The sequence below is a fragment of the Teredinibacter haidensis genome (assembly GCF_014211975.1).
Lineage (GTDB): Bacteria > Pseudomonadota > Gammaproteobacteria > Pseudomonadales > Cellvibrionaceae > Teredinibacter > Teredinibacter haidensis.
Genome location: NZ_CP060084.1, coordinates 4,258,234 through 4,276,721, shown reverse-complemented (window position 1 = coordinate 4,276,721; position 18,488 = coordinate 4,258,234). Strand labels below are relative to the sequence as shown.

The following is an 18,488-nucleotide window of genomic DNA, read 5'->3' as shown; positions in this document are numbered from 1 at the left end:
AGCATGGCTTTGATTTTGGTTTGCGGACACGCCAAATTGTTGCTGATTTAATTCTTGAAAGATTTGGTGTTGCCTTGAGCCCTTCAGGTGTTGGTAAAATTCTGCATCGGTTAGTTTGACGCCACAAAAACCGTTACGTAGAGCGGATGAGCGAGACGAGAAAGCGGTGCAAGAATGGGTTGATGATGGTTACCCTAAAGTTAAGAAATACGCTAAAAAGAAAGGGGCTGAGATATTTTGGTTGGATGAGACCACTATTCGTTCAGATGATCCTTTACAGCGTACCTGGGGTGAAAAAGGGAAGACACCTGTCGTCACAACAAGCGGTCAAAGACAGGCAATTAATGCGATCTCAGCGTTATCGAATAAAAGTGGCTTTTGGTATCACGTTTTTGACGGAAAATTTAATGCGGATAAATGTATTGAATGCTTAAAAAGTTTCCAAAAAGGCCGTAACTCTCCCGTCATACTCATCGTTGATGGGCATCCTGTACATAAATCAAAGAAGGTCACGGACTATATTGAGTCACTTGAAGGAAAAGTTGAAATGGTATTTCTACCACCGTATGCACCTGACTTAAATCCAGATGAGCTTGTGTGGAATCAGATGAGAAATATCGGCACATCAAAAAATCCACTCAAGACAGGAGAATCACTAAAGAATCGTGCCATTTTAGACCTGGAAAGTATCAAACGGGATAAGGCTCTGATTAAATCATTTTTCCAAGAGGCAACTGACATATTGTGAGCTCGTACCGCGAAGCGGTGAAGGAATGCCGTTATGTGTTTAATCCATGCTATACCGGGCCTGAGTTACCTGACTTCGCATTCGAAATAATCGTAAGCGTCAGCCCCACTTCTTCTGCGATTAATATTATTCTCATGCTCTAACTTATCATATAGATCTAGTAGACAAAGGACCCCAGTAACAAAGGCGGAAAATATGTAGCGTGGCCCGTGCAAAACGAGCTAGATCCGTACACAACACGTGCATAGTATTCTTCGTCGTTTGGCTTCCTTTGTCAGGCATTTACTATTCTCGCTCTATGATCCGTTTAACAACATCCGACTTTGAAAATAGCTTATTTTTTTCCGAAAACAACTCTATATCTCGTTCGTAACGATCTCTAATTTCAAACTGATTATCACTTCCGCATGATTTAGTAAGGTAATACTCGCCGAGATACGATATTTCTCCCTCAACAACTTCTAGCCTAGCTTGTATAAATTTGTTTTGATTGACATAGGGGTTGGCGACCCATGGCGAGAAATAATATCTCCCCGCGGGAAGCTCAAGCGCATGCAAGAAGCCAAAATGGTTTACAAAATCGGGCTTCATAGCGTACACATCGACAGCAGCCAACACAGAATTTACATCATTGGCATTGCCCTCGCCCGGATTTATCTGAAGAAATGTAGCCAGAGACATACATTTTTTATCGGCGCCCGCCGACAACAGTATAACGCCTTTACCTCCCGCTAAATTCGCACTTGTTATTAGCGCAGGATCATGGGGATTATTGAGTGATGCACACCCGATTAAATTTAGGATAGACACAATTATAAATAACTTTTTCATTTTAATTATTACCTCAGTTTTAATGTATAACGCTCCAGCCAACCCTGCAGCGAGTGACACTCTATACGTATAGCCTTTATTTTTTACTGAATCACCTTATCAACTTAGTACCTTGCGCCGTTTAGATTGCGGTGCTTCTCAACCTTATTGCATCTTCTTCATCCAACGCTTTTGCTTTTATGGCCGCTTCAACAGCCGCTCGAATATACAAATTATTTCTATCTGGTGGGGAGACTTTTGATTTTGCATCCATATACGGCTGCAGCTGTTCAATCACGCTTTCGGCGTCGAGTAAGATATCGACATTAACACCCTCCTCGATTGGTATGTTATACATATTCACAATCGCTTTAGACGAATATGTGGACACTGAATACGAATAATACTGAACAGGGATTACCCCATTCTCCGAGCCATCACTATTGCTGTTGAGCATTTTGAATTCGACCAGCTCGTCGTAACCTGGGTGCAGATAATATGCGTGCTTATCTGATGAATCTAAACTAAATACTTCAAACCCCTTCTCAATAGTTAGTTCTGCACACCTGTATATCCAATAATTCCAAACCTGCTGCTCAGATGTATATCCATTGCCAAAAAATGAAACAATATAGCTGTTTTCATCCAACTTCTTTTCTTTATAGCCGCCCGTTAGATTGTTTGGACCGTAAGCTGTTGTACATCCAAGTAAAGTGAAGCACATTATTAATACTAAATATTTCATACATAGCCTCTGTGGAACAAAAGTTCCTCTATTATTATATTTACAATCAACATCGTTATTAAGCGCCGGCAGGGCCGATATCGCCAATGACCGCGAGTCCACTTTATTCACCCTATTTTGGCAGCAGACCAATTGTGCTATAAGCATATGTAGAGGGCCCCAATTTATTTACATAGCCTTCAACCAATTTGAACTTCATTAGAGCGGGATCGTTGTATGGTTTATATACCACTACGTACCATTCACCCTCCTCTAAAGCCTCGGGATCTCCGCAGCTAGAGGCATATCGAATAACTTTAACGAGCTCCCCATGAGGTTTTCTCCAACCCTTTAATACACTTAGCTCAGTTTGGGCGTGTTTGGTATTTGGATCGTGGTAATCTACGTACAACAATGCAATAGCTATGTCTTTTGACTCATTTAAGCTTTCTACGAACGATTCAAACATTGTAGGAGGATAGACAACCGTAAACTCTCCATCCATTTCAATTGGTGGAATTAGCCAAGGCAGTACCGCATCGCACGTGAGCGCCAATCTCGAATATAGAAAGACAATGCAGAATGTTAAGAGCAGCTTATTCACAGCTCAAGAGCATAGCGACAAGGTAATGAGCGTATTTATTTTTGTGGATTATCGAAGCCAGTGAAAAAATCGCAATAAAAAATGTCGTATTTCCCACTCAGTTACCCTTTTTTAAAACTGCCTAAAAGAGTATCCCCACCTCGATAAAACTAAACACCCTTATCACAAACTATTTCCTTATGTTTGTAGTAGGGTAAGTAAACTCAAACAAAACCCTGTATGGGTAAACGTTTAACCCACTATATATACGCAATTAGAGATATACAATAAGTTACACTGAAGAGTATTTGATCTATTTCAACATATTTGGACGATAGGCAGTACGCCCACAAAATTAACGAAGCCAATGGTATTCAGCTATACGCAATCTTGCCGGAAAACGCATCCATCAAATCTGATTTACCCTCAGCCATTAAGATTTTGCGGGAATTTGCATTCAGAATTGGACTGGCTATTACGGCGACTACGAAAATCAGATTTCGATTTTTCTAGCACTTTATTCCAAGGTAAGGATAACGCATGTGTAGCCTGTGAAGTGAAGTGTTGCGGTAAACTGGTGCAGCCCGGCTGCGAAGCAATTCAGTCCAATTTAATAGCATTCTTGTGTATCTTTATCTCTTAGCGGTGAGTAAAAATACCGGAAACTTTCCATATGGCTTATGCACCGCACTTGCGTCGACGACTTCTACATCTCGAAAACACGCATGCTTTGCAGCCGCAATTATTACATCTCGGTCAAAACCATAATGGTAGACACCTGTATCTTCGGCGTGAAAGCTTCCATCTTCACTATCAAGGTCAGCTATAGCGATTATTCCGTCATCATTGAGTAGATTGTAGAACTTAACGAACATTGCCCCAATATCTTTCACGTGATGCATTGTCATTGAAGATATAATGCCGTCGTATTTTTCGGAAAAATCTGTAGACACTAGATCAATTTCAACAATATCAAGTTCACAACCAAGGCCCTGTCTTTTTTGAGCAAGCTGATGATTCATAGATTTTGAAATATCAATAGCCGTAATTTTTCGAACAAATGGAGAAATACGTTCAAGCAGCAACCCCGTACCTGAACCGAAATCCATTAGGTGCATACTTCGATCGAGACTTACCCTTTCAATTATGGAATTGGCAATGTTTTCGACATTTAGAACTCTATTATCATCTTGTTCATACATATCCGCTTTGTGTTCGAAAAAATCTCTAGCCATTTAGCCTCCCCATTTTGTATAACGCCGAAACCAGCCTACCCATTACCGGTCATCTGGTTCTATTTATTAACGCTTACTTCCGTATTTTTCTACAGTGTTTAGACTATCACCACTTTGACGGACACTAAGCATTTAATTTTTGATATTCATTTGGTGATAGATAGTTCAAGCTCGAGTGTAATCTATCTTCATTATAAAACTCAACATAATCGACAATTCTAGCAACACATTCAACGATTGAATTGAACTTCCAATGATGAACCAGCTCATTCTTTAGTGTCTTAAAAAATGATTCCACAAAAGCGTTGTCGGTAGGTGTGCCGGCTCAACTCATACTACCTTGCAAGCCCGCGCCCGCTATAGCCTTTTGATATATCTCGGAACAGTATTCCGACCCTTGGTCGCCATGAAAAATACATCCCGCCTTTACATCTTCTAATGTAATTGACATTTTTAATGCACCCTTCACTAAATCTGTTTCGTGGTTTTTCGAACCCCCCCCGCCAATGACCTTTCGTGTAAATGGACCAAAAATAGCGGCCACGTATACCTGCCCCTCCTTCGTTTTGAAATATGTCATTTCTCCTGCCCATTGCTCACCGGTTGATGCTGCACTCGATAGCGTGGACAGTATGTCATTTGTGACTAACGAATTCTTACCCAAAGCGCGTCGATCTCTATATGCGTAATAGATAGATTTAATTCCATACTGCGTCATTGACCGATTGATTCGCCTACGACTACAGCTATAGCCTTTTCTTTTAGGGTAAGGACGAATTCGTATCGTGCCATAATTACGCTTATGCCCCACATGCATCTCTTTTATTTGAGACACTAACGCTCTTTGGCTTTCCCCTCTATCTCTTTAGTCAGAATAGCCGCTGGTAGAAGCTTCGAGATAATCACATAACTTTACAATCTTATATTGAGATCGGCTCCTCTCTATGAACGCGTATTTTTCTTGCTCTGAGGCAAGAACAACCGCTTTGCCTTTTTTAGGATAACAACCTCTTCATCCTTAACGGCCAATTGTTGTTCGAGTTCTTTAATTCGAGACTCTGCAGCCTTCAAAGCGAGCTTGTCTCCACGGGATGATTGCGGAGGTGGAGATTTAATTATCAAATGCTTATTTTCAGAAAGACGACCTACGTTGAACTATTGTCTCCAACGATACAACATAACAGGAGGTATCCCCAGCGCCGCTGAAACATCGATTGTTTTAACGCCCTTCTTCTTGCTTAACTTGACTGCTTTTATCTTGTAAGCCAAAGTATAGCTATCGTAGTGTCTTTTCTTGGTTAGTCCCATTGGACACCCCATTAGCGGATTAGTAATTTACCGCCCGTTCAAGCGCTGCAGATCCACACAGAGTTTGTGGAATAACGGACGTATCCCATGCGCAAAACTGGAAGCAGGTTGGCTCCAGCGAGCATGTTTTTGCGAACGATAATGAACGCTTTGTTGGATATTTTTAGCTATAGATTAGAGTAATAGACCAGGATCTAAAAACAACATCAATGATATAATATCGTTGCGTACCTCATACTAATTAGCTAACCATGAAAAACTGTAATCAATGTGGTAAATGTTGCATCAAATACGGAGATGGTGATCTTTCGGCAACAAAATATGAAATTGACCTATGGGAGATATTTAACCCAGAAATATTTAAATTCGTTAACGATAACGAGATATGGTTCGACCCCGAATCCAACTCAAGGCTACGAAGATGCCCCTTTCTCGAAGCTGAACCCAAAAAAGACTCCCTCGCACCAAATATATACACATGTAGTATTTACTTGGATAGACCCGAAGACTGCCGTCATTACCCTAGCCTAATTCATGAGATGATTAGAGATGAATGTGAAATGATCGAATTGGTAGATTTAGAAAATATAGAAAAATCCCAAATAAAATTGGATTTATTGATGAGAGATAGTCGCCCTCCAAACTTATCATAGGGAAAATTTACGATGGTATATTACAGCTTATTCAATTGCCTAAGATAAACTCCAAATAAAATAGGGTTAATCTCTAACCCTAAAGCCCAACGGCTTGGGCTTGGGCTTGGGCTTGGGCTTGGGCTTGGGCTTGGGCTTGGGCTTGGGCTTGGGAAACAGCGTAACTTGCTGCGCCCGGTGCAGGCCATTTTCTTGGCAAGAATGACGTTTAAGTAATTTATTCTAAGAGAGTACTTGCTCACAATTCTAAATCTACAATGAGCGGTAAGTGATCAGACCCAATATTTTTACCCGATTTAAGATTAAGGACATTAAAATGTTCTGAAACTAAACAGTGATCAATTGATATCATCATTGGTGCTAATTTTGTGGGCCAAGTAGGTATATAACCAAATCCTTTGTTAGCATTAGCTAGGCCAGTTCCCAACTCTAACGCACGATAATGCGCAGACCAAATAGAGGTATTTAGATCTCCTATCACTACTTTGGCATTACTTATGGCTCTGACCCTGTTAGCAACACTAAGAATCTGTGAATTTCGCGCCTCATGATATTGTGCGCTTACCGGAGGAGGTGGGTGAGTCGCAACAATACTAAATGAAACATCACCGAGCATAAACTCAGCCTCAATACTAGGTAGATTAAACCCACCCCAATAATGTATGCGCTGGCTAGATATAGGTATTCTGCTAAATAAAGCTATTCCAAAATTATCTTGTCTTGGAAATTCCACAAAATACTTATACTGTTCCTTTATGCGAGATAAATATTTAATCCAAGACTTATCCACTTCTTGCAAAACAATAATGTCGGGATTTTCTAAGAGTAATTGATTGACCAATCTGGAATAATCCGAATTAGACGTAAGTACGTTACTATGAAATAGTCTTATTTTTTGACCATTAGTTTCGGGTTTCTGGACTCTATCTGACACGAAACCTGGGGTCACGAAAATTGCGTTAACGAGGAATATTGATAGCGATAAAGCTACAAACATTTTCTTTCTAAAATGAATAAATGTAATTAGAAAAATGACCGAAAGAACTAAATACTGAAATCTAAAGTGCGCTAAAAGGTCCAGATACCACGGCACCCCTTCCAAAAGCGGAAAAAACGAAAATGCAAACAGAAAAATGCATCCTATTTTTAATAATCCCAAAAATGTAAATCCTATTACTCGATTAAATTTCAAAAATACGCCTTGTTCAAAGTCTCTAGTATTACAACGCCCAAAGACGCCACGAATTTCCGCGTTGGTTGTTAAGTCAGGGGTTTAGTTTTACATTTCAATTTAAAAATATTGTCTTGAATAGTTTTTAATTAACCCCTCAAGCTCCAAGCATAGCTCAGAAAGCGCGTCAACTTGCTTTTCATCGAATTCTTCATCCCTATCTTACTCACGAGTGCATTAATTCAACAGATTTTATGTAACTTGGTTCTTTTCTCTAACATCTTTTACTTTCATCAAGCATTGACGATGCTCGGAAAAAGTAGTGGCTCCAGGCTTTTCTCTATTTCAGCTACATATTGAATCAATCCATCAAGTAGGCTGTATAGGTCTAGCGCTGTAGATGTTGCTATAAGTTTTAGAGTCAAGGCGGGATCAAGTCCGCATCTTAAATTCTATGGTTGATATGGCCAAAGCTTAAACTTCGTCTTCCGATCTGGCTGATGCTACTTTTGAAACACAACGTCAAGCTCACCAGCGAATATTTCGGAGAGTGTTTTTACGTAAAGTGGAGCAGCACGAAATGCATAAAAACGAGAGTGGTAATATGTATACGAGTGCAGATTTTGTTATGTTGCTAGTCCCTCGATTTCTTTGCGAGAACCCAGTGAATAGCTAGCGCAACACCACCTACAATAGCAAATATTAAGCTCTTGAGTAACGTCTGGAGACCTTCACGTTTTTCGTTTTCTAGCGCCACTTTATAACCTTCTGCTCTGAGGTTCGTAATCTCTTCTTCACTAGGTTTAGTCACCTCTTTTTCACCGGTTGTATAAGAAAGATAGTTTCTTTTCCAATACGCATTGTTAGATTGATACTGCCCATAATTGTAGGGATTCATTGTTAGGTCAGGCACAAAAATCCCCAGTAGAGCGTACCCTCCAAACCCTGAAGCAATAACCAAACATAAAACCGTTGCGAAGCATACCGACAGAGAATAAATTTCCAGTTTTGACTTCATCTAATTCCCTTCGTATTGAACTGCGTAACGCACGTAACATGGGCCGGAACAAGCGAAGCTTGTGGAGATCCAGCGCCACGAAGTAGTCCGTGCATGGTTAAGCGTGGAAACGCATAAACACCTAGCGAAAAATATATTATGCACTGCCCTGAAAAAAATATTACGTGGCCAAATATGGTAGGGCCGCTATGGCGTAATATGCTGATACACCGGTAAATATGATGCAATAACTTTGTAGGAACCCCTAGCGTCAATATCATAATAAATGCAAAAATTGGGCTGGATAGCTTCATCATTATTGCAAACCACAAGAGTACTGACGGTAGATTTGATAAATAGACCATCCATTTCGGAAGCTTGGACCAAACGCCCCCTAAATTTTCTTGTCTCATATGTATAGATTCTGTCATGGCAACCTAAAAAAATTATTAGGGCGTAAAACGCCTCCTTTAAATGTGTACATTATAGTGCTACGCCCAAGCCACCACAAAACTTGTCACAGAAGCCTATAATGCATAGCTATACGTATTTTTCGCGCTTTTACACTCCAGTTGCCGTTAGAAGGTACCCGTTTCACCTGTACATATGCACCCGTCAATATTAGGCGCCCAGAGGAAGAACCAGGAACAATTTGCAGACGACGGTGTAGCAAGCCTGAGTGTATTTGGCCTGCTACTTCAATGCCCTTATATGCGCCTCTAACCCACCTTGCGGGAACCCTGCGTGATTCTCTGCATTTGGATTTGGTTTATCCCACGATGCTTTAGAATCGGTGTAGATGTGCGACACCACCACCAAACGTTCTTCGTTTTCCAGTAGCCCCGCTGGAATCCAGTGGTATTCAGTTTCGCGCAGGGGATTCGGCACTGGTGAGCCGCAGTTCATACAAAAGTCCGAACGAAATCCACTATTCTTTTCCCAGCTAGAGATAAATGATGTTCCTTTTAAAAACTGAAAATATTTATTCGGAACAATTGTGGCCGCATTAGAGTATGTCCCACTTTGCTTTCTGCATAATGAACAGTGGCATTGATAAAGTTTTATATCGTCTTTTTTGATAATAAACTCTATGCTTCCACATAGACACTTTCCATTCATTTATCAAACCTCCTTTATAATAAAATATTTTTATCAGTTGCTTATAATTGTAGGTATGGAGTTATGCAGTAAAGTAATGACTGCCCAATACGAGTAGAAGTGTAGGCCAAGCCCGATTATCGCTGCCTTAATGCTGCAACAGGAAAACCCGACGCAATAGATGTTAACCCTGCACCGATATTTAGCCCACTTATAACTTTAGGTCTATTTTTTTGACTGGTAGCCAATATTGACAAAAGCATTTCCATTAGAGAGAACCCAGCAGTACTTAATATGGCGAACCAAATGCCATAAGCTATCATTTTAGTTGTAACTGAACCGGGCTCCGGATTAACAAATTTCGGAACAAAGGCTAGTACTAACATTCCCGGCTTTGGGTTTAAAGCCGCGTACAAGAGGCCTGTTGTAAAAACAGTTTTAAGCGGCTGCTTGGCGGTTGGCTTAAGATTAATGAAGCTACGGGGCCTTAAAACCTTCACGCCCAGAAAAATTAGATAAGCGACGCCGATTAGCTTTACAGCGATGCTTGTATTAGCAAGGTTAGCCAGAAAGTTGTGGTCAGTACATGAAATAGTATTCCCGAGCCTGAAGAAACGCCGGATATACACGCCGCCACTTTTCCTTGGCCGAGGCCTCTTCCGATTGCCAATATATTGTCCGGCCCAGGTGATATAACTAAGAGCAAACAGGCCAGTGTGTATGTAATCCAAATATCAATAGAGAATATTTATACTCCATCATTGCGACCGACCATGGCCCATATTGTTAAACGTCCGCGATATACGTTTTTACTGCCTACTTTCCCACCGAATACGATGCGAAGACAGAAGATACTAACACTCGAAACGTTTGCTAACATCTTTCAAACCACGCGCCTAAGGAATAGCAGATGCCCGGGCCATAGATTATGTGAATCGTCACTGGAGTTTTTAAGGTTGGCTAAGGTTTTAATACACTAGGTGGTATGTCCGGCCCGCCGAATCGCAGTCGCTTTTAAGCCTCGGAGCTCAACGACTTCAGACGGATATCCACATTGTTCAAATGGGGATTATTTACGAAACCCACTCCCAAAGACCCGTATCGGCCACACAGGAATAGTTCAGCTCAGGGTTGGGCGAAAGGTTAACTCGATCTATATTTTCTCTATGATTCTTCAAGCTTTTCAGTAACTGCAGATTGTCGATGGGTAGTCGAGGAAGAACTGGCCCATTCATAAACAAGTGCTTCATACGAAATGTTCCGACAGGTTCATCGCCGAAATTCCTGCACCCTCTGCACCTAGCTTTAGTAACTCCAGTTGTCAGCCAGCATCTACAGACTACTCAGGCAGTCCGCAAATACTATTGGAGGCTAAAGAGAAGAATTGAGTTTATTTCGAAATGGCAACAAACGTCATTACACGTGACTCTATCACTTTAAAGTATCCTCTCATTACCTCACCTATCTTGAACTGCGGGTGTAGATCGGCACAAATTCGAAAGTCGATAGACGGTTTCTCTCCAAGATTTAGATCGACTATTGAAATAGCGTCAAAATCAAAATAGCGTTTAACTAATGGAAAGCTAGCTTTAAAAAACGACTCCTTTAATGAAAATACAAGGGTGAAAGCAAGACAAGCATCAAGGGGCCAAGCTTCCACTATATTCCTTTCTGTTGCGCTGAGGACCTGCGACGCGATTGTACTCTGTGTTTTTTGCGTTACGATGTCCTCAACATCTATACCTAAACCCACATAGGCATTCTCAAGCGCAACGGCACTTACAGCTAGATCTCTACTGTGGCTGATAGTACCCACGATACCCTTTGGCCAAATTGGCTCGCGTGATGCTCCGGTCGTAACCTGAGCAGAGCCAACGCATTTCGGTTTAAGCGCTAGTTGGGCGGCGTAACGGCCAGCCAGATATTCAGCCTTTCTTTTGCTTACGGCTCGCTCTAGCTTTGGGATGAAATCTACCCCAAATCGATCAAACAACTCATCCTCATACTCCTCTACTGAAAAGTAACACCCGTAGATGACAATGTCGGATGAGAGCCACTCCATATCGAAAACTGAAGATACAAAACTCATCACAAGCTTCCAAATTTGTAGTTACTAATTATTTTCATAGTATATTTTTTTGAGGAAATAACACAAAATGTGTGGTCAATAATCAACGATAGCCGTGGACAATACAACATTACATTTGTTAAGTTTGTATGTTCACTCCCCGCACTTATCACTTCACGCATGAGAATATTTGCAATATCTGACATTCATATTGACTATCCAGAGAACATGCGTTGGGTAGAGAATATTTCGCATGTCGATCATCAATCCGACATTCTGATCGTTGCTGGTGATATTAGCGATAACTTACATTCACTTTCCCGCTGCTTTACTGAACTGACAAATAAATTTAAGCACGTTTGTTACACCCCAGGCAATCATGAACTTTGGGTGATTCGAGACAGCAATGACAAGCTAGACTCGCTCGCAAAGCTTGACTTAGTATTACAGCGAGCCGGAGACTGTGGCGTACACACGAGCCCACTCGAAACGAGTAATGCAACCATTATACCTCTCTTTAGCTGGTACGATTTTTCCTTTGGTGAGCCGCAAGAAAAGCTGCTTCGCGTATGGAATGACTTCCGCGCATGTCGGTGGCCGGATGACTTAACAATACCTAACGTTGCTGAATATTTTTTCTCGCTCAATAGAGACACCATTGCTTACTTTTCTAGTTTAGACTCAACAAAGGATATTATTACTTTTTCTCATTTTTTGCCGCGTATCGATTTAATCCCTCACTTCGCGTGGCCATCCCAAGGCTACTTGTTCCCCGTGTTTGGAAGTACCCACTTAATTAAGCAGGTGCAATCCATACGCCCAAAAGTACATATCTACGGGCACAGCCATCTTAATGTTGACAAAACTCTGGACGGAATTCGATACATCAACAATGCTTTTGCCTACCCATCGGAATCTCATATCGCACGGAAGAAATTGTTTGAAATACGCCTCGATCAGAATAATTAGATTTCGCTAAACCACCAAATAAATTGCGGAATATTACAGACTAATTATCTTCAGTTCTCTACTCTTCTTTTTCGGCTGTTCCTTATCACAAAATATGGAGGAACAAACTTTCAACGCTGCCAATGCGGCGGACAGGTTCAGAGCGTTCCTTCAGAAAGCAACTAACATTAAAAACGTAGCGGCAATAGAAAAAGAACTGTCGACAATGCAAAAAAAATGGATTCTATCGACGACCGCAGAAAGGCTCTTCAAGGACCGGTGAAATTTCAACGATAGGCATTTCTTTAGAAAGAAAAATGGTATACGGCCCTTGGGCTATATTGGAAAAGGCTTTATATGAGCTATAGGCAAGCTCTTTGTCATCAAATAGAACTATATTCAGTGGGCAGGCGGTTAACACGCTTGCAACCAGAAAGGTTCAAGCCGTTTTATCACCGAAGAACGCCGTCAAATCGGCTGTTTTATTGCTTCAAGAATAATAGAATGAACCTAGTATGCTGGCCAATTAAAAGGATGATTGATGCACAACCCCGAAAAGATCATTAAGAAGATTAACATTTTGGTTGTAGACGATATGGAAACAATGCGCAGCATGGTAAACAGCTGCCTTAAGGAGTTGGGCGCCGAGCGGGTTTTAATGGAGTGTAATGGCGAATCCGCTTGGAAGGCGCTTAAATCTACGCGTATCGACCTTATTATCTGCGACTGGGATATGCCAGAGCTTTCCGGCTTGGAGTTGCTGAACCGCATTAGGGGATCGGAACGTCACAGCCATATTCCCTTTCTTATGCTTACGGCCTCAACCGAAAAGGAAAAGGTTACGAGCGCTGTCAAAGCTGGCGTTAATGACTATCTGGCTAAGCCTTTTCAACCTAAAGAACTGGAATATCGCATTATTAAGTTACTTAGAAAAGTTAAGATTGGCTAGCGCGCTATCGCAGGCTTAGGCCTTTCGTTCTTAGGTGAATGGACAACCGCTTAGATGAGATAGACATAATATTTCCTACGCCAAGTTTAAAATTCAGAATAAAGGGAATTCCCCCCATCACCCGTGGTCTATAAAAATCCGGACATAATGCGCGCCATATTTTTGATAAAACAAATTGAAGTCTAACAAATAGAAACCCCAACCCCTTCACATCCTACAAACGGTGGCGCAGAAATTACTTTAAAATCGATTTGATTTTGTGTCGATTTTTATCAATGCCAAATATTTCACAGTACTTGCGCTAGGCTCTGTAAAAGATTTTCAAAAGGCTTCATATTTAGCGAATGGTTCAAAGAGTCATTTCTTTCTAAATGGAGTTTTAATATGAATTTTATGGGTAGCTGTCATCCTTTTCGCGCAATAGTAATTGCCGCTGTAACCACCTTATCATTTTCCTTTGGTGCCTATGCTAACGAGAACTTTCGAGAATCCTTAGTACAAGCGCCGTCTTTGGAAACACGTTATATCGTTAAGTTTAAAAACAGCGCGGGCTTATCTTCTCTGCAGTCGTCTTCTCGAGAGCGTTCTGCTCAGGAGTCAATATTAACGTCCAGTGGCGCGAAAATTAGAACCCGCATGCAACATTTAAACGCAATCTCAGTTACAGGCGACAGGCAAAAAATCGCTGAATTACGCGCGCGCTCTAGCGTGGAATACGTGGAGCTGGATCCGCCACGTCGACTATTATCCCAAACCCAACCGTGGGGCATTGCAGCCGTGGGCGCATCCCTCATTGACGACAGCAACACCGCCGGTAAGACAGTTTGTATTATTGATTCGGGGTACGATATTGCCAACCCGGATCTAAGCACCAATAATCATGCTGGAACCAACGTAAGCGGCACCGGTAGCTGGTACGTGCCCGGAGGTTCGCACGGCACCCATGTCGCTGGCACCATTGCAGCGGCTAATAATAGCGAGGGCGTGCTCGGCGTAATGCCCAATGGTTTGGTGAATATTCATATCGTAAAAGTGTTTGACGACGGTGGCTGGGGTTATGCGTCTGACCTTATTGATGCGATCGGCGTTTGCGCAGACGCAGGCGCCGATGTTGTCAATATGAGCCTTGGGGGCGACACTTCGTCCACGTCTGAACGCAACGCACTGCAAAGCTACACCGACCAGGGGCTCCTGCTAATTGCGGCCGCTGGCAATGATGGCAACACCGCGCACTCTTATCCCGCATCCTATGCCAGCGTTGTATCGGTGGGCGCCGTTGATGAGAACCTGGATCACGCAGACTTTTCCCAGGCGACTAGTCAGGTGGAGGTCGCCGCGCCAGGCGAAGCAATTTTATCAACTGTTGGCGTTGGAGATGGCGTTCAGAGCAGCATTGCCATCGGGGGAACCCATTATGGCGACAACCAGGTGGTCCCGCATAACCGGTATATACTTTCTGGCAGTTCATACATCAATCAGGCCGTTAGCGGTGTCGCTTCCGGCGAATTGGCAATCTGTGGCCGCTCGGGCGGCAATTTCAACTGCGCCAATATGAGTGGAAAAATTTGCCTGGCGGAACGCTTTGGAAATCAAGGCGGCGGTGTTTACCCTGAAATCGATCCCGTTCTCGCCTGCGCTAATGCTGGGGCCGTGGGTGCAATCGTATACTCCAACAGTAATTTGCCTGGTCTGCAAAACCCCTTTCTAATAGACGACAATAGTGACATCGCATTCCCCAGTGTTTCGGTTAACCGCGATCTAGGTACAACGCTGGCGAGCTCAGTCGGTTCTAGCGTCACGCTACAGACAACCAGCGGCACAGACTACGCGTACTACAACGGCACCTCCATGGCGACACCCCATGTATCTGGCGTTGCCGCATTGGTATGGAGCTACCACCCAGAGTGCAGCGCAGGAGAAATTCGCAGCGTACTATCGCTCACAAGTATGGATATAGGGAGCGGCGGGCGAGACAATCAAACCGGCTATGGATTGATAAAGGCTGACGCTGCGCTCGCCTATCTGGATGAAAGTGGTTGCGCTGGCGCCGGCCAACCCAACGCCAGCGAACTGGAAAATGGCACCGCTCAAACAGGCCTTTCTGTCGTGCAGGGTGGCGAATTACTCTATACGATCTCGGTGCCTGAAAATGCTAGCAATTTGACGATCTCGATCAGTGGCGGCAGCGGCGATGCAGACCTCTATGTGCGTTATGGCTCCGAGCCAACAACAGACAGCTATGACTGCCGCCCATACCTTAGTGGAAACACCGAATCTTGTGATTTTGGGAGCCCCTCTGCGGGAACCTATTATGTGCAAATAATTGGCTACTCCTCCGCTAGCGATGTCAGCCTAATCGCAAGCTACGACGCCGACAGCGGTGGTGGTCAAACCATCTTTGAAAACAACAGCAATTACAGTATTCCGGACAATAACAAAACAGGCGTTTACAGCCCTATTACGGTTAACAACAGCGGTACCGCCAATAATGTTACGGTGGAAGTTGATATTACACACACCTATATTAGCGATTTAATTGTCGATGTGATTGCGCCAGATGGATCAGTTAAAAATATACACGACCGCTCCGGCGGTAGCGCTAACGATATATCGCAAACCTACGTAATAGATTTCGGCAGTACTCAAGCGAGTGGTGAGTGGTCATTACACGTTCGCGATCGAGCAAGTAGAGATACCGGCTATATTGATCGCTGGGAAATCAGCTTCCAATAGAGCGCTCTTTTTGACAAAGCGGGTGTTCTTACTGGGAGACACCCGCTGATTCAAACTGAAACGTTTCACAACCTTTTTTTATTTTTAGCCGCAGAATAAAATCCACACCATTAATGGACACAACGCTTTTCGCCAACAGTTCATCGGTTCCTACCACTACCGGCCCACAAACCTCCTACCGTAAAGATTCGACACTCAACGCGATCAGCTACCCCATATTAATCGCACTAAAATAACATTATGCGTAAATATAGAGGACTCAAATCACAGAACACATTTCCCACCGAAGGCGCGACCTACACATGCCCTAAGCACTAGCGTACACTCAGGCCACAAGCAACAACCCAGAAAAGCCGTATCAGGCAGCATTATGTACGATTCACTTACCGTATCTCCCGTAACCGTTGGGGTTTTTTGTACCCTTAGCGCCAGCGTCGCGGTTCTCCTGTTAAAGATTCGCTCGTTAATAAGGCGTTATCAACACAGTCGAATCCCTGCACTCGCTTTTAGTAAAATTCGTGTTCAACACCCTAATAGCGATAATCGGATAGGGTTTGCCATTTTGCCGCTAGAAAATACCAACGGCGGAGAAGCCAAAATACAAAGCGCAACGCTTAAAATCGTTGATCACGGCCCGGTATTAAAACCCGGCCGCCTACGCACCACGCAAGCCATACCGGCCAGCAACAACCCAGTCAAACTGCGCTCAGATGTACCAACCCACGCGCTAACACTTCCAAAAACCAACAGCCCTTCTCTTCGAAAACAGCAAAGCCACAATTTCACACTGCAACTTAGCAGCGACGAACATCATTGGTACCGCATGACCTTGGAAGTAGTGTGGACCGATACGCGACTGTCTACGGAAAATAAACGATTGTGCTCTAACCAGTTTTATATGGAATTTCCAGCCGCGTAAGGAATGTTAAGAAAGGCCCTGGATAATTTAGATGTAGAACACTACAAAGTAAGGTGAGCTGCCGAAACTTCTTGGTGTAAGCAGGCCGACTTAGCCCCGCACAACACTGCAGCCCAGCGTCCTTTTCACAATACAGCCTCTTATAGCGTTAAACTTAAAAATCTAAAAAATTCCGAATGGGCACCTAGAAACAACAGGAATAACTCATTATTGTTAACAGGAACACAATATAACCTGTATATTATTGCTCGACCTCAAATTAATTATCGCGATTCTTACACAAAATATTCGTCCCGACAGGCGTTTATCTGGCGCCTACAACTAAGCGAACCGTAAAGGAGAGTGTAAATGGCGTTTAACCCAATAACGTTTTTAGGAAAACAGGTATTAAATTTAGTCGTTGGAAAATACCAGGCCAATGCGATGTATATTAGGGTTGTGCCTGCCCTAAAGTACGTAACAATAACGAGGGGTCGGCAGTCCCCTGAAGCAATAGGCCTGTTTCAAGTGCTAGAAAAATTACCGAGTCTCGGAGCCAGACGACATTACTTCAAAGAACGCTATATCGACAAGCAGAACGGCTGGCAGGAATTACCGGATGACCCAAACGACTTGTCTAGCGCGTATTGGTTTTAAACTGTATTGGTTTGTGTCTGAATGCTGAGTTAGCTCTCAATCTAGTCGATAGCTATTCACCACGTCCCTGAACAACAAAGTATTGGGAAAACACTTTTTAGGCTGTAGCTTTACGAAAACACTCGATGCAGCCGTGTTTTCCAACTATTACCAAACGGTATTAAAATAAGATTAAAAGCCAATTCAAATTCTCCCAATGCGCGTGAAGACCATTTCATGAATTAGCCCAAAAAACGGTTATCACGACTCCGAACCAGTCTTTATTTTCCGTACACACTAGATTCAATCTAGAATTTTTAAATTTATTTTCGATTACAGCCATCACGTTATAATGCTGAAGTTTCCAAGCCACCAAAGCAGACGTGAGAAAATCCTTTCATAAGCAAAAAATCTTTCACTCTCTTATGAATGAGTATTGCAGTATTCGCTTCTGCAAGCCTGAACAGTTCTAAGCCAAATGTTTTTTCCGGATCCAGCACTAACTTTTCAAAATCCACATCGAACAACGGTACATTGTCGTGCACGGTGGCATCAGATTTTTCAAGATCGGCTGCTCGCACCAAACCAAGAATATTCACTGCCTTGTAGTTTGTATGAATCGCACCGTTGTCCGGATCCTCAATTTCTACGGTATACATATCGAAATTATTCACTCCACACTCCAGCAATGCTGCAATAAAATCATCCCTAAACAGCAAATAATTTTCAACAAACACTGCAGGCATTTCCGCGCCCTGATCTCGTGCAAGCGGGTCTAACGGTTGCAAAGAAAACGAAAGTGGCTGCGGAACAGTAACGTCTAACTTTCGGCCCAGCCGGGTATTTACATCCTTAATATGTGGCTCATCGTCTATCCAACGACAAGGATATTCCGCATCTTGCGTATCGAGAAGGTAGTACATTTTCCA

General features: G+C 42.8%; 20 protein-coding genes and 1 pseudogene. 8 read left to right on the top strand and 13 right to left on the bottom strand.

Going from position 1 to position 18,488, the window contains the following annotated elements:
* Positions 1-20 precede the first annotated feature (20 nt).
* The gene (locus H5715_RS20660; protein WP_185906564.1) at positions 21-119 is read left to right on the top strand and encodes a helix-turn-helix domain-containing protein; all 99 of its coding nucleotides are present in this window, start codon (positions 21-23) and stop codon (positions 117-119) included.
* The gene (locus tag H5715_RS17420; protein ID WP_185906563.1) at positions 116-748 is read left to right on the top strand and encodes an IS630 family transposase; all 633 of its coding nucleotides are present in this window, start codon (positions 116-118) and stop codon (positions 746-748) included. Before H5715_RS20660 ends, H5715_RS17420 begins: the two co-directional genes overlap by 4 nt.
* A gap of 285 nt (positions 749-1,033) precedes the next feature.
* On the opposite strand, the gene H5715_RS17415 is transcribed toward H5715_RS17420, so the two are convergent.
* The 6 genes and pseudogenes from H5715_RS17415 to H5715_RS20650 form a co-directional block, all read right to left on the bottom strand.
* Positions 1,034-1,579: a hypothetical protein gene (locus H5715_RS17415; RefSeq protein WP_139309809.1), complete on the bottom strand. Its 546-nt coding sequence runs from the start codon at positions 1,577-1,579 to the stop codon at positions 1,034-1,036.
* 121 nt (positions 1,580-1,700) lie between these two features.
* A complete protein-coding gene (locus H5715_RS17410; protein ID WP_075186199.1) occupies positions 1,701-2,303 on the bottom strand; it encodes a CC0125/CC1285 family lipoprotein in 603 nt (200 codons plus the stop codon).
* 1,194 nt (positions 2,304-3,497) lie between these two features.
* On the bottom strand, positions 3,498-4,100 hold the full coding sequence (locus tag H5715_RS17405) for a class I SAM-dependent DNA methyltransferase (protein WP_075186202.1): 603 nt from the start codon (positions 4,098-4,100) through the stop codon (positions 3,498-3,500).
* Positions 4,101-4,224: 124 nt separating this feature from the next.
* Positions 4,225-4,410: pseudogene (locus H5715_RS20655) on the bottom strand (IS3 family transposase); the annotation flags it as partial.
* A gap of 15 nt (positions 4,411-4,425) precedes the next feature.
* Positions 4,426-4,935, bottom strand: a complete 510-nt coding sequence (locus H5715_RS17395) for a DDE-type integrase/transposase/recombinase (RefSeq protein WP_139309810.1) — start codon at positions 4,933-4,935, stop codon at positions 4,426-4,428.
* A gap of 320 nt (positions 4,936-5,255) precedes the next feature.
* Positions 5,256-5,408, bottom strand: coding sequence for a transposase (locus H5715_RS20650; RefSeq protein ID WP_175574278.1), 153 nt, complete (start codon positions 5,406-5,408; stop codon positions 5,256-5,258).
* A gap of 251 nt (positions 5,409-5,659) precedes the next feature.
* Here H5715_RS20650 and H5715_RS17385 point away from each other — a divergent pair, with 251 nt between their 5' ends.
* Positions 5,660-6,061 (top strand): YkgJ family cysteine cluster protein, encoded by a 402-nt coding sequence (locus tag H5715_RS17385; RefSeq protein WP_075186203.1) that lies wholly within the window; start codon positions 5,660-5,662, stop codon positions 6,059-6,061.
* Between the two features lie 238 nt (positions 6,062-6,299).
* Here H5715_RS17385 and H5715_RS17380 read toward each other — a convergent pair whose 3' ends face one another.
* The 6 genes from H5715_RS17380 to H5715_RS17355 form a co-directional block, all read right to left on the bottom strand.
* Complete coding sequence (locus H5715_RS17380; protein WP_075186204.1) at positions 6,300-7,253, bottom strand: endonuclease/exonuclease/phosphatase family protein; 954 nt, start codon at positions 7,251-7,253, stop codon at positions 6,300-6,302.
* A gap of 613 nt (positions 7,254-7,866) precedes the next feature.
* The gene (locus H5715_RS17375; RefSeq protein WP_075186205.1) at positions 7,867-8,250 is read right to left on the bottom strand and encodes a hypothetical protein; all 384 of its coding nucleotides are present in this window, start codon (positions 8,248-8,250) and stop codon (positions 7,867-7,869) included.
* Positions 8,251-8,922: 672 nt separating this feature from the next.
* On the bottom strand, positions 8,923-9,348 hold the full coding sequence (locus tag H5715_RS17370; RefSeq protein ID WP_075186206.1) for a GFA family protein: 426 nt from the start codon (positions 9,346-9,348) through the stop codon (positions 8,923-8,925).
* Between the two features lie 116 nt (positions 9,349-9,464).
* Positions 9,465-9,956, bottom strand: coding sequence for a LysE family translocator (locus H5715_RS17365; protein WP_221892313.1), 492 nt, complete (start codon positions 9,954-9,956; stop codon positions 9,465-9,467).
* 444 nt (positions 9,957-10,400) lie between these two features.
* The gene (locus H5715_RS17360) at positions 10,401-10,577 is read right to left on the bottom strand and encodes a hypothetical protein (RefSeq protein ID WP_175574279.1); all 177 of its coding nucleotides are present in this window, start codon (positions 10,575-10,577) and stop codon (positions 10,401-10,403) included.
* A 140-nt stretch (positions 10,578-10,717) separates the two neighbouring features.
* Entirely contained in the window at positions 10,718-11,416 is a 699-nt protein-coding gene (locus tag H5715_RS17355; protein ID WP_075186207.1) for a 4'-phosphopantetheinyl transferase family protein, read from the bottom strand.
* A 69-nt stretch (positions 11,417-11,485) separates the two neighbouring features.
* Between H5715_RS17355 and H5715_RS17350 the strand changes: the two genes are divergently transcribed.
* The 5 genes from H5715_RS17350 (at position 11,486) to H5715_RS17330 (ending at position 17,580) form a co-directional block, all read left to right on the top strand.
* Positions 11,486-12,364: a metallophosphoesterase gene (locus H5715_RS17350; RefSeq protein ID WP_083608070.1), complete on the top strand. Its 879-nt coding sequence runs from the start codon at positions 11,486-11,488 to the stop codon at positions 12,362-12,364.
* Between the two features lie 520 nt (positions 12,365-12,884).
* The gene (locus tag H5715_RS17345; RefSeq protein WP_075186208.1) at positions 12,885-13,292 is read left to right on the top strand and encodes a response regulator; all 408 of its coding nucleotides are present in this window, start codon (positions 12,885-12,887) and stop codon (positions 13,290-13,292) included.
* Positions 13,293-13,676: 384 nt separating this feature from the next.
* Positions 13,677-16,025 carry a S8 family serine peptidase gene (locus tag H5715_RS17340; RefSeq protein ID WP_075186209.1) on the top strand — a complete coding sequence of 783 codons (2,349 nt, stop codon included), beginning with the start codon at positions 13,677-13,679 and terminating at the stop codon, positions 16,023-16,025.
* Between the two features lie 370 nt (positions 16,026-16,395).
* Positions 16,396-16,944, top strand: a complete 549-nt coding sequence (locus tag H5715_RS17335; protein WP_075186210.1) for a hypothetical protein — start codon at positions 16,396-16,398, stop codon at positions 16,942-16,944.
* 348 nt (positions 16,945-17,292) lie between these two features.
* Entirely contained in the window at positions 17,293-17,580 is a 288-nt protein-coding gene (locus tag H5715_RS17330; protein ID WP_075186211.1) for a hypothetical protein, read from the top strand.
* A gap of 326 nt (positions 17,581-17,906) precedes the next feature.
* Here the strand turns inward: H5715_RS17330 and H5715_RS17325 are convergent, their stop codons facing one another.
* Positions 17,907-18,482, bottom strand: coding sequence for a hypothetical protein (locus H5715_RS17325; protein WP_075186212.1), 576 nt, complete (start codon positions 18,480-18,482; stop codon positions 17,907-17,909).
* Between the last annotated feature and the right edge of the window lie 6 nt (positions 18,483-18,488).

Bases quoted from the DNA above. Each gene is read 5' to 3' on its own strand.
- H5715_RS17415 (WP_139309809.1), bottom strand. From the start codon at position 1,579: ATGAAAAAGTTATTTATAATTGTGTCTATCCTAAATTTAATCGGGTGT.
- H5715_RS17410 (WP_075186199.1), bottom strand. From the start codon at position 2,303: ATGAAATATTTAGTATTAATAATGTGCTTCACTTTACTTGGATGTACA.
- H5715_RS17405 (WP_075186202.1), bottom strand. From the start codon at position 4,100: ATGGCTAGAGATTTTTTCGAACACAAAGCGGATATGTATGAACAAGAT.
- H5715_RS20650 (WP_175574278.1), bottom strand. From the start codon at position 5,408: ATGGGACTAACCAAGAAAAGACACTACGATAGCTATACTTTGGCTTAC.
- H5715_RS17385 (WP_075186203.1), top strand. From the start codon at position 5,660: ATGAAAAACTGTAATCAATGTGGTAAATGTTGCATCAAATACGGAGAT.
- H5715_RS17375 (WP_075186205.1), bottom strand. From the start codon at position 8,250: ATGAAGTCAAAACTGGAAATTTATTCTCTGTCGGTATGCTTCGCAACG.
- H5715_RS17370 (WP_075186206.1), bottom strand. From the start codon at position 9,348: ATGAATGGAAAGTGTCTATGTGGAAGCATAGAGTTTATTATCAAAAAA.
- H5715_RS17360 (WP_175574279.1), bottom strand. From the start codon at position 10,577: ATGAAGCACTTGTTTATGAATGGGCCAGTTCTTCCTCGACTACCCATC.
- H5715_RS17355 (WP_075186207.1), bottom strand. From the start codon at position 11,416: ATGAGTTTTGTATCTTCAGTTTTCGATATGGAGTGGCTCTCATCCGAC.
- H5715_RS17345 (WP_075186208.1), top strand. From the start codon at position 12,885: ATGCACAACCCCGAAAAGATCATTAAGAAGATTAACATTTTGGTTGTA.
- H5715_RS17340 (WP_075186209.1), top strand. From the start codon at position 13,677: ATGAATTTTATGGGTAGCTGTCATCCTTTTCGCGCAATAGTAATTGCC.
- H5715_RS17335 (WP_075186210.1), top strand. From the start codon at position 16,396: ATGTACGATTCACTTACCGTATCTCCCGTAACCGTTGGGGTTTTTTGT.
- H5715_RS17330 (WP_075186211.1), top strand. From the start codon at position 17,293: ATGGCGTTTAACCCAATAACGTTTTTAGGAAAACAGGTATTAAATTTA.
- H5715_RS17325 (WP_075186212.1), bottom strand. From the start codon at position 18,482: ATGTACTACCTTCTCGATACGCAAGATGCGGAATATCCTTGTCGTTGG.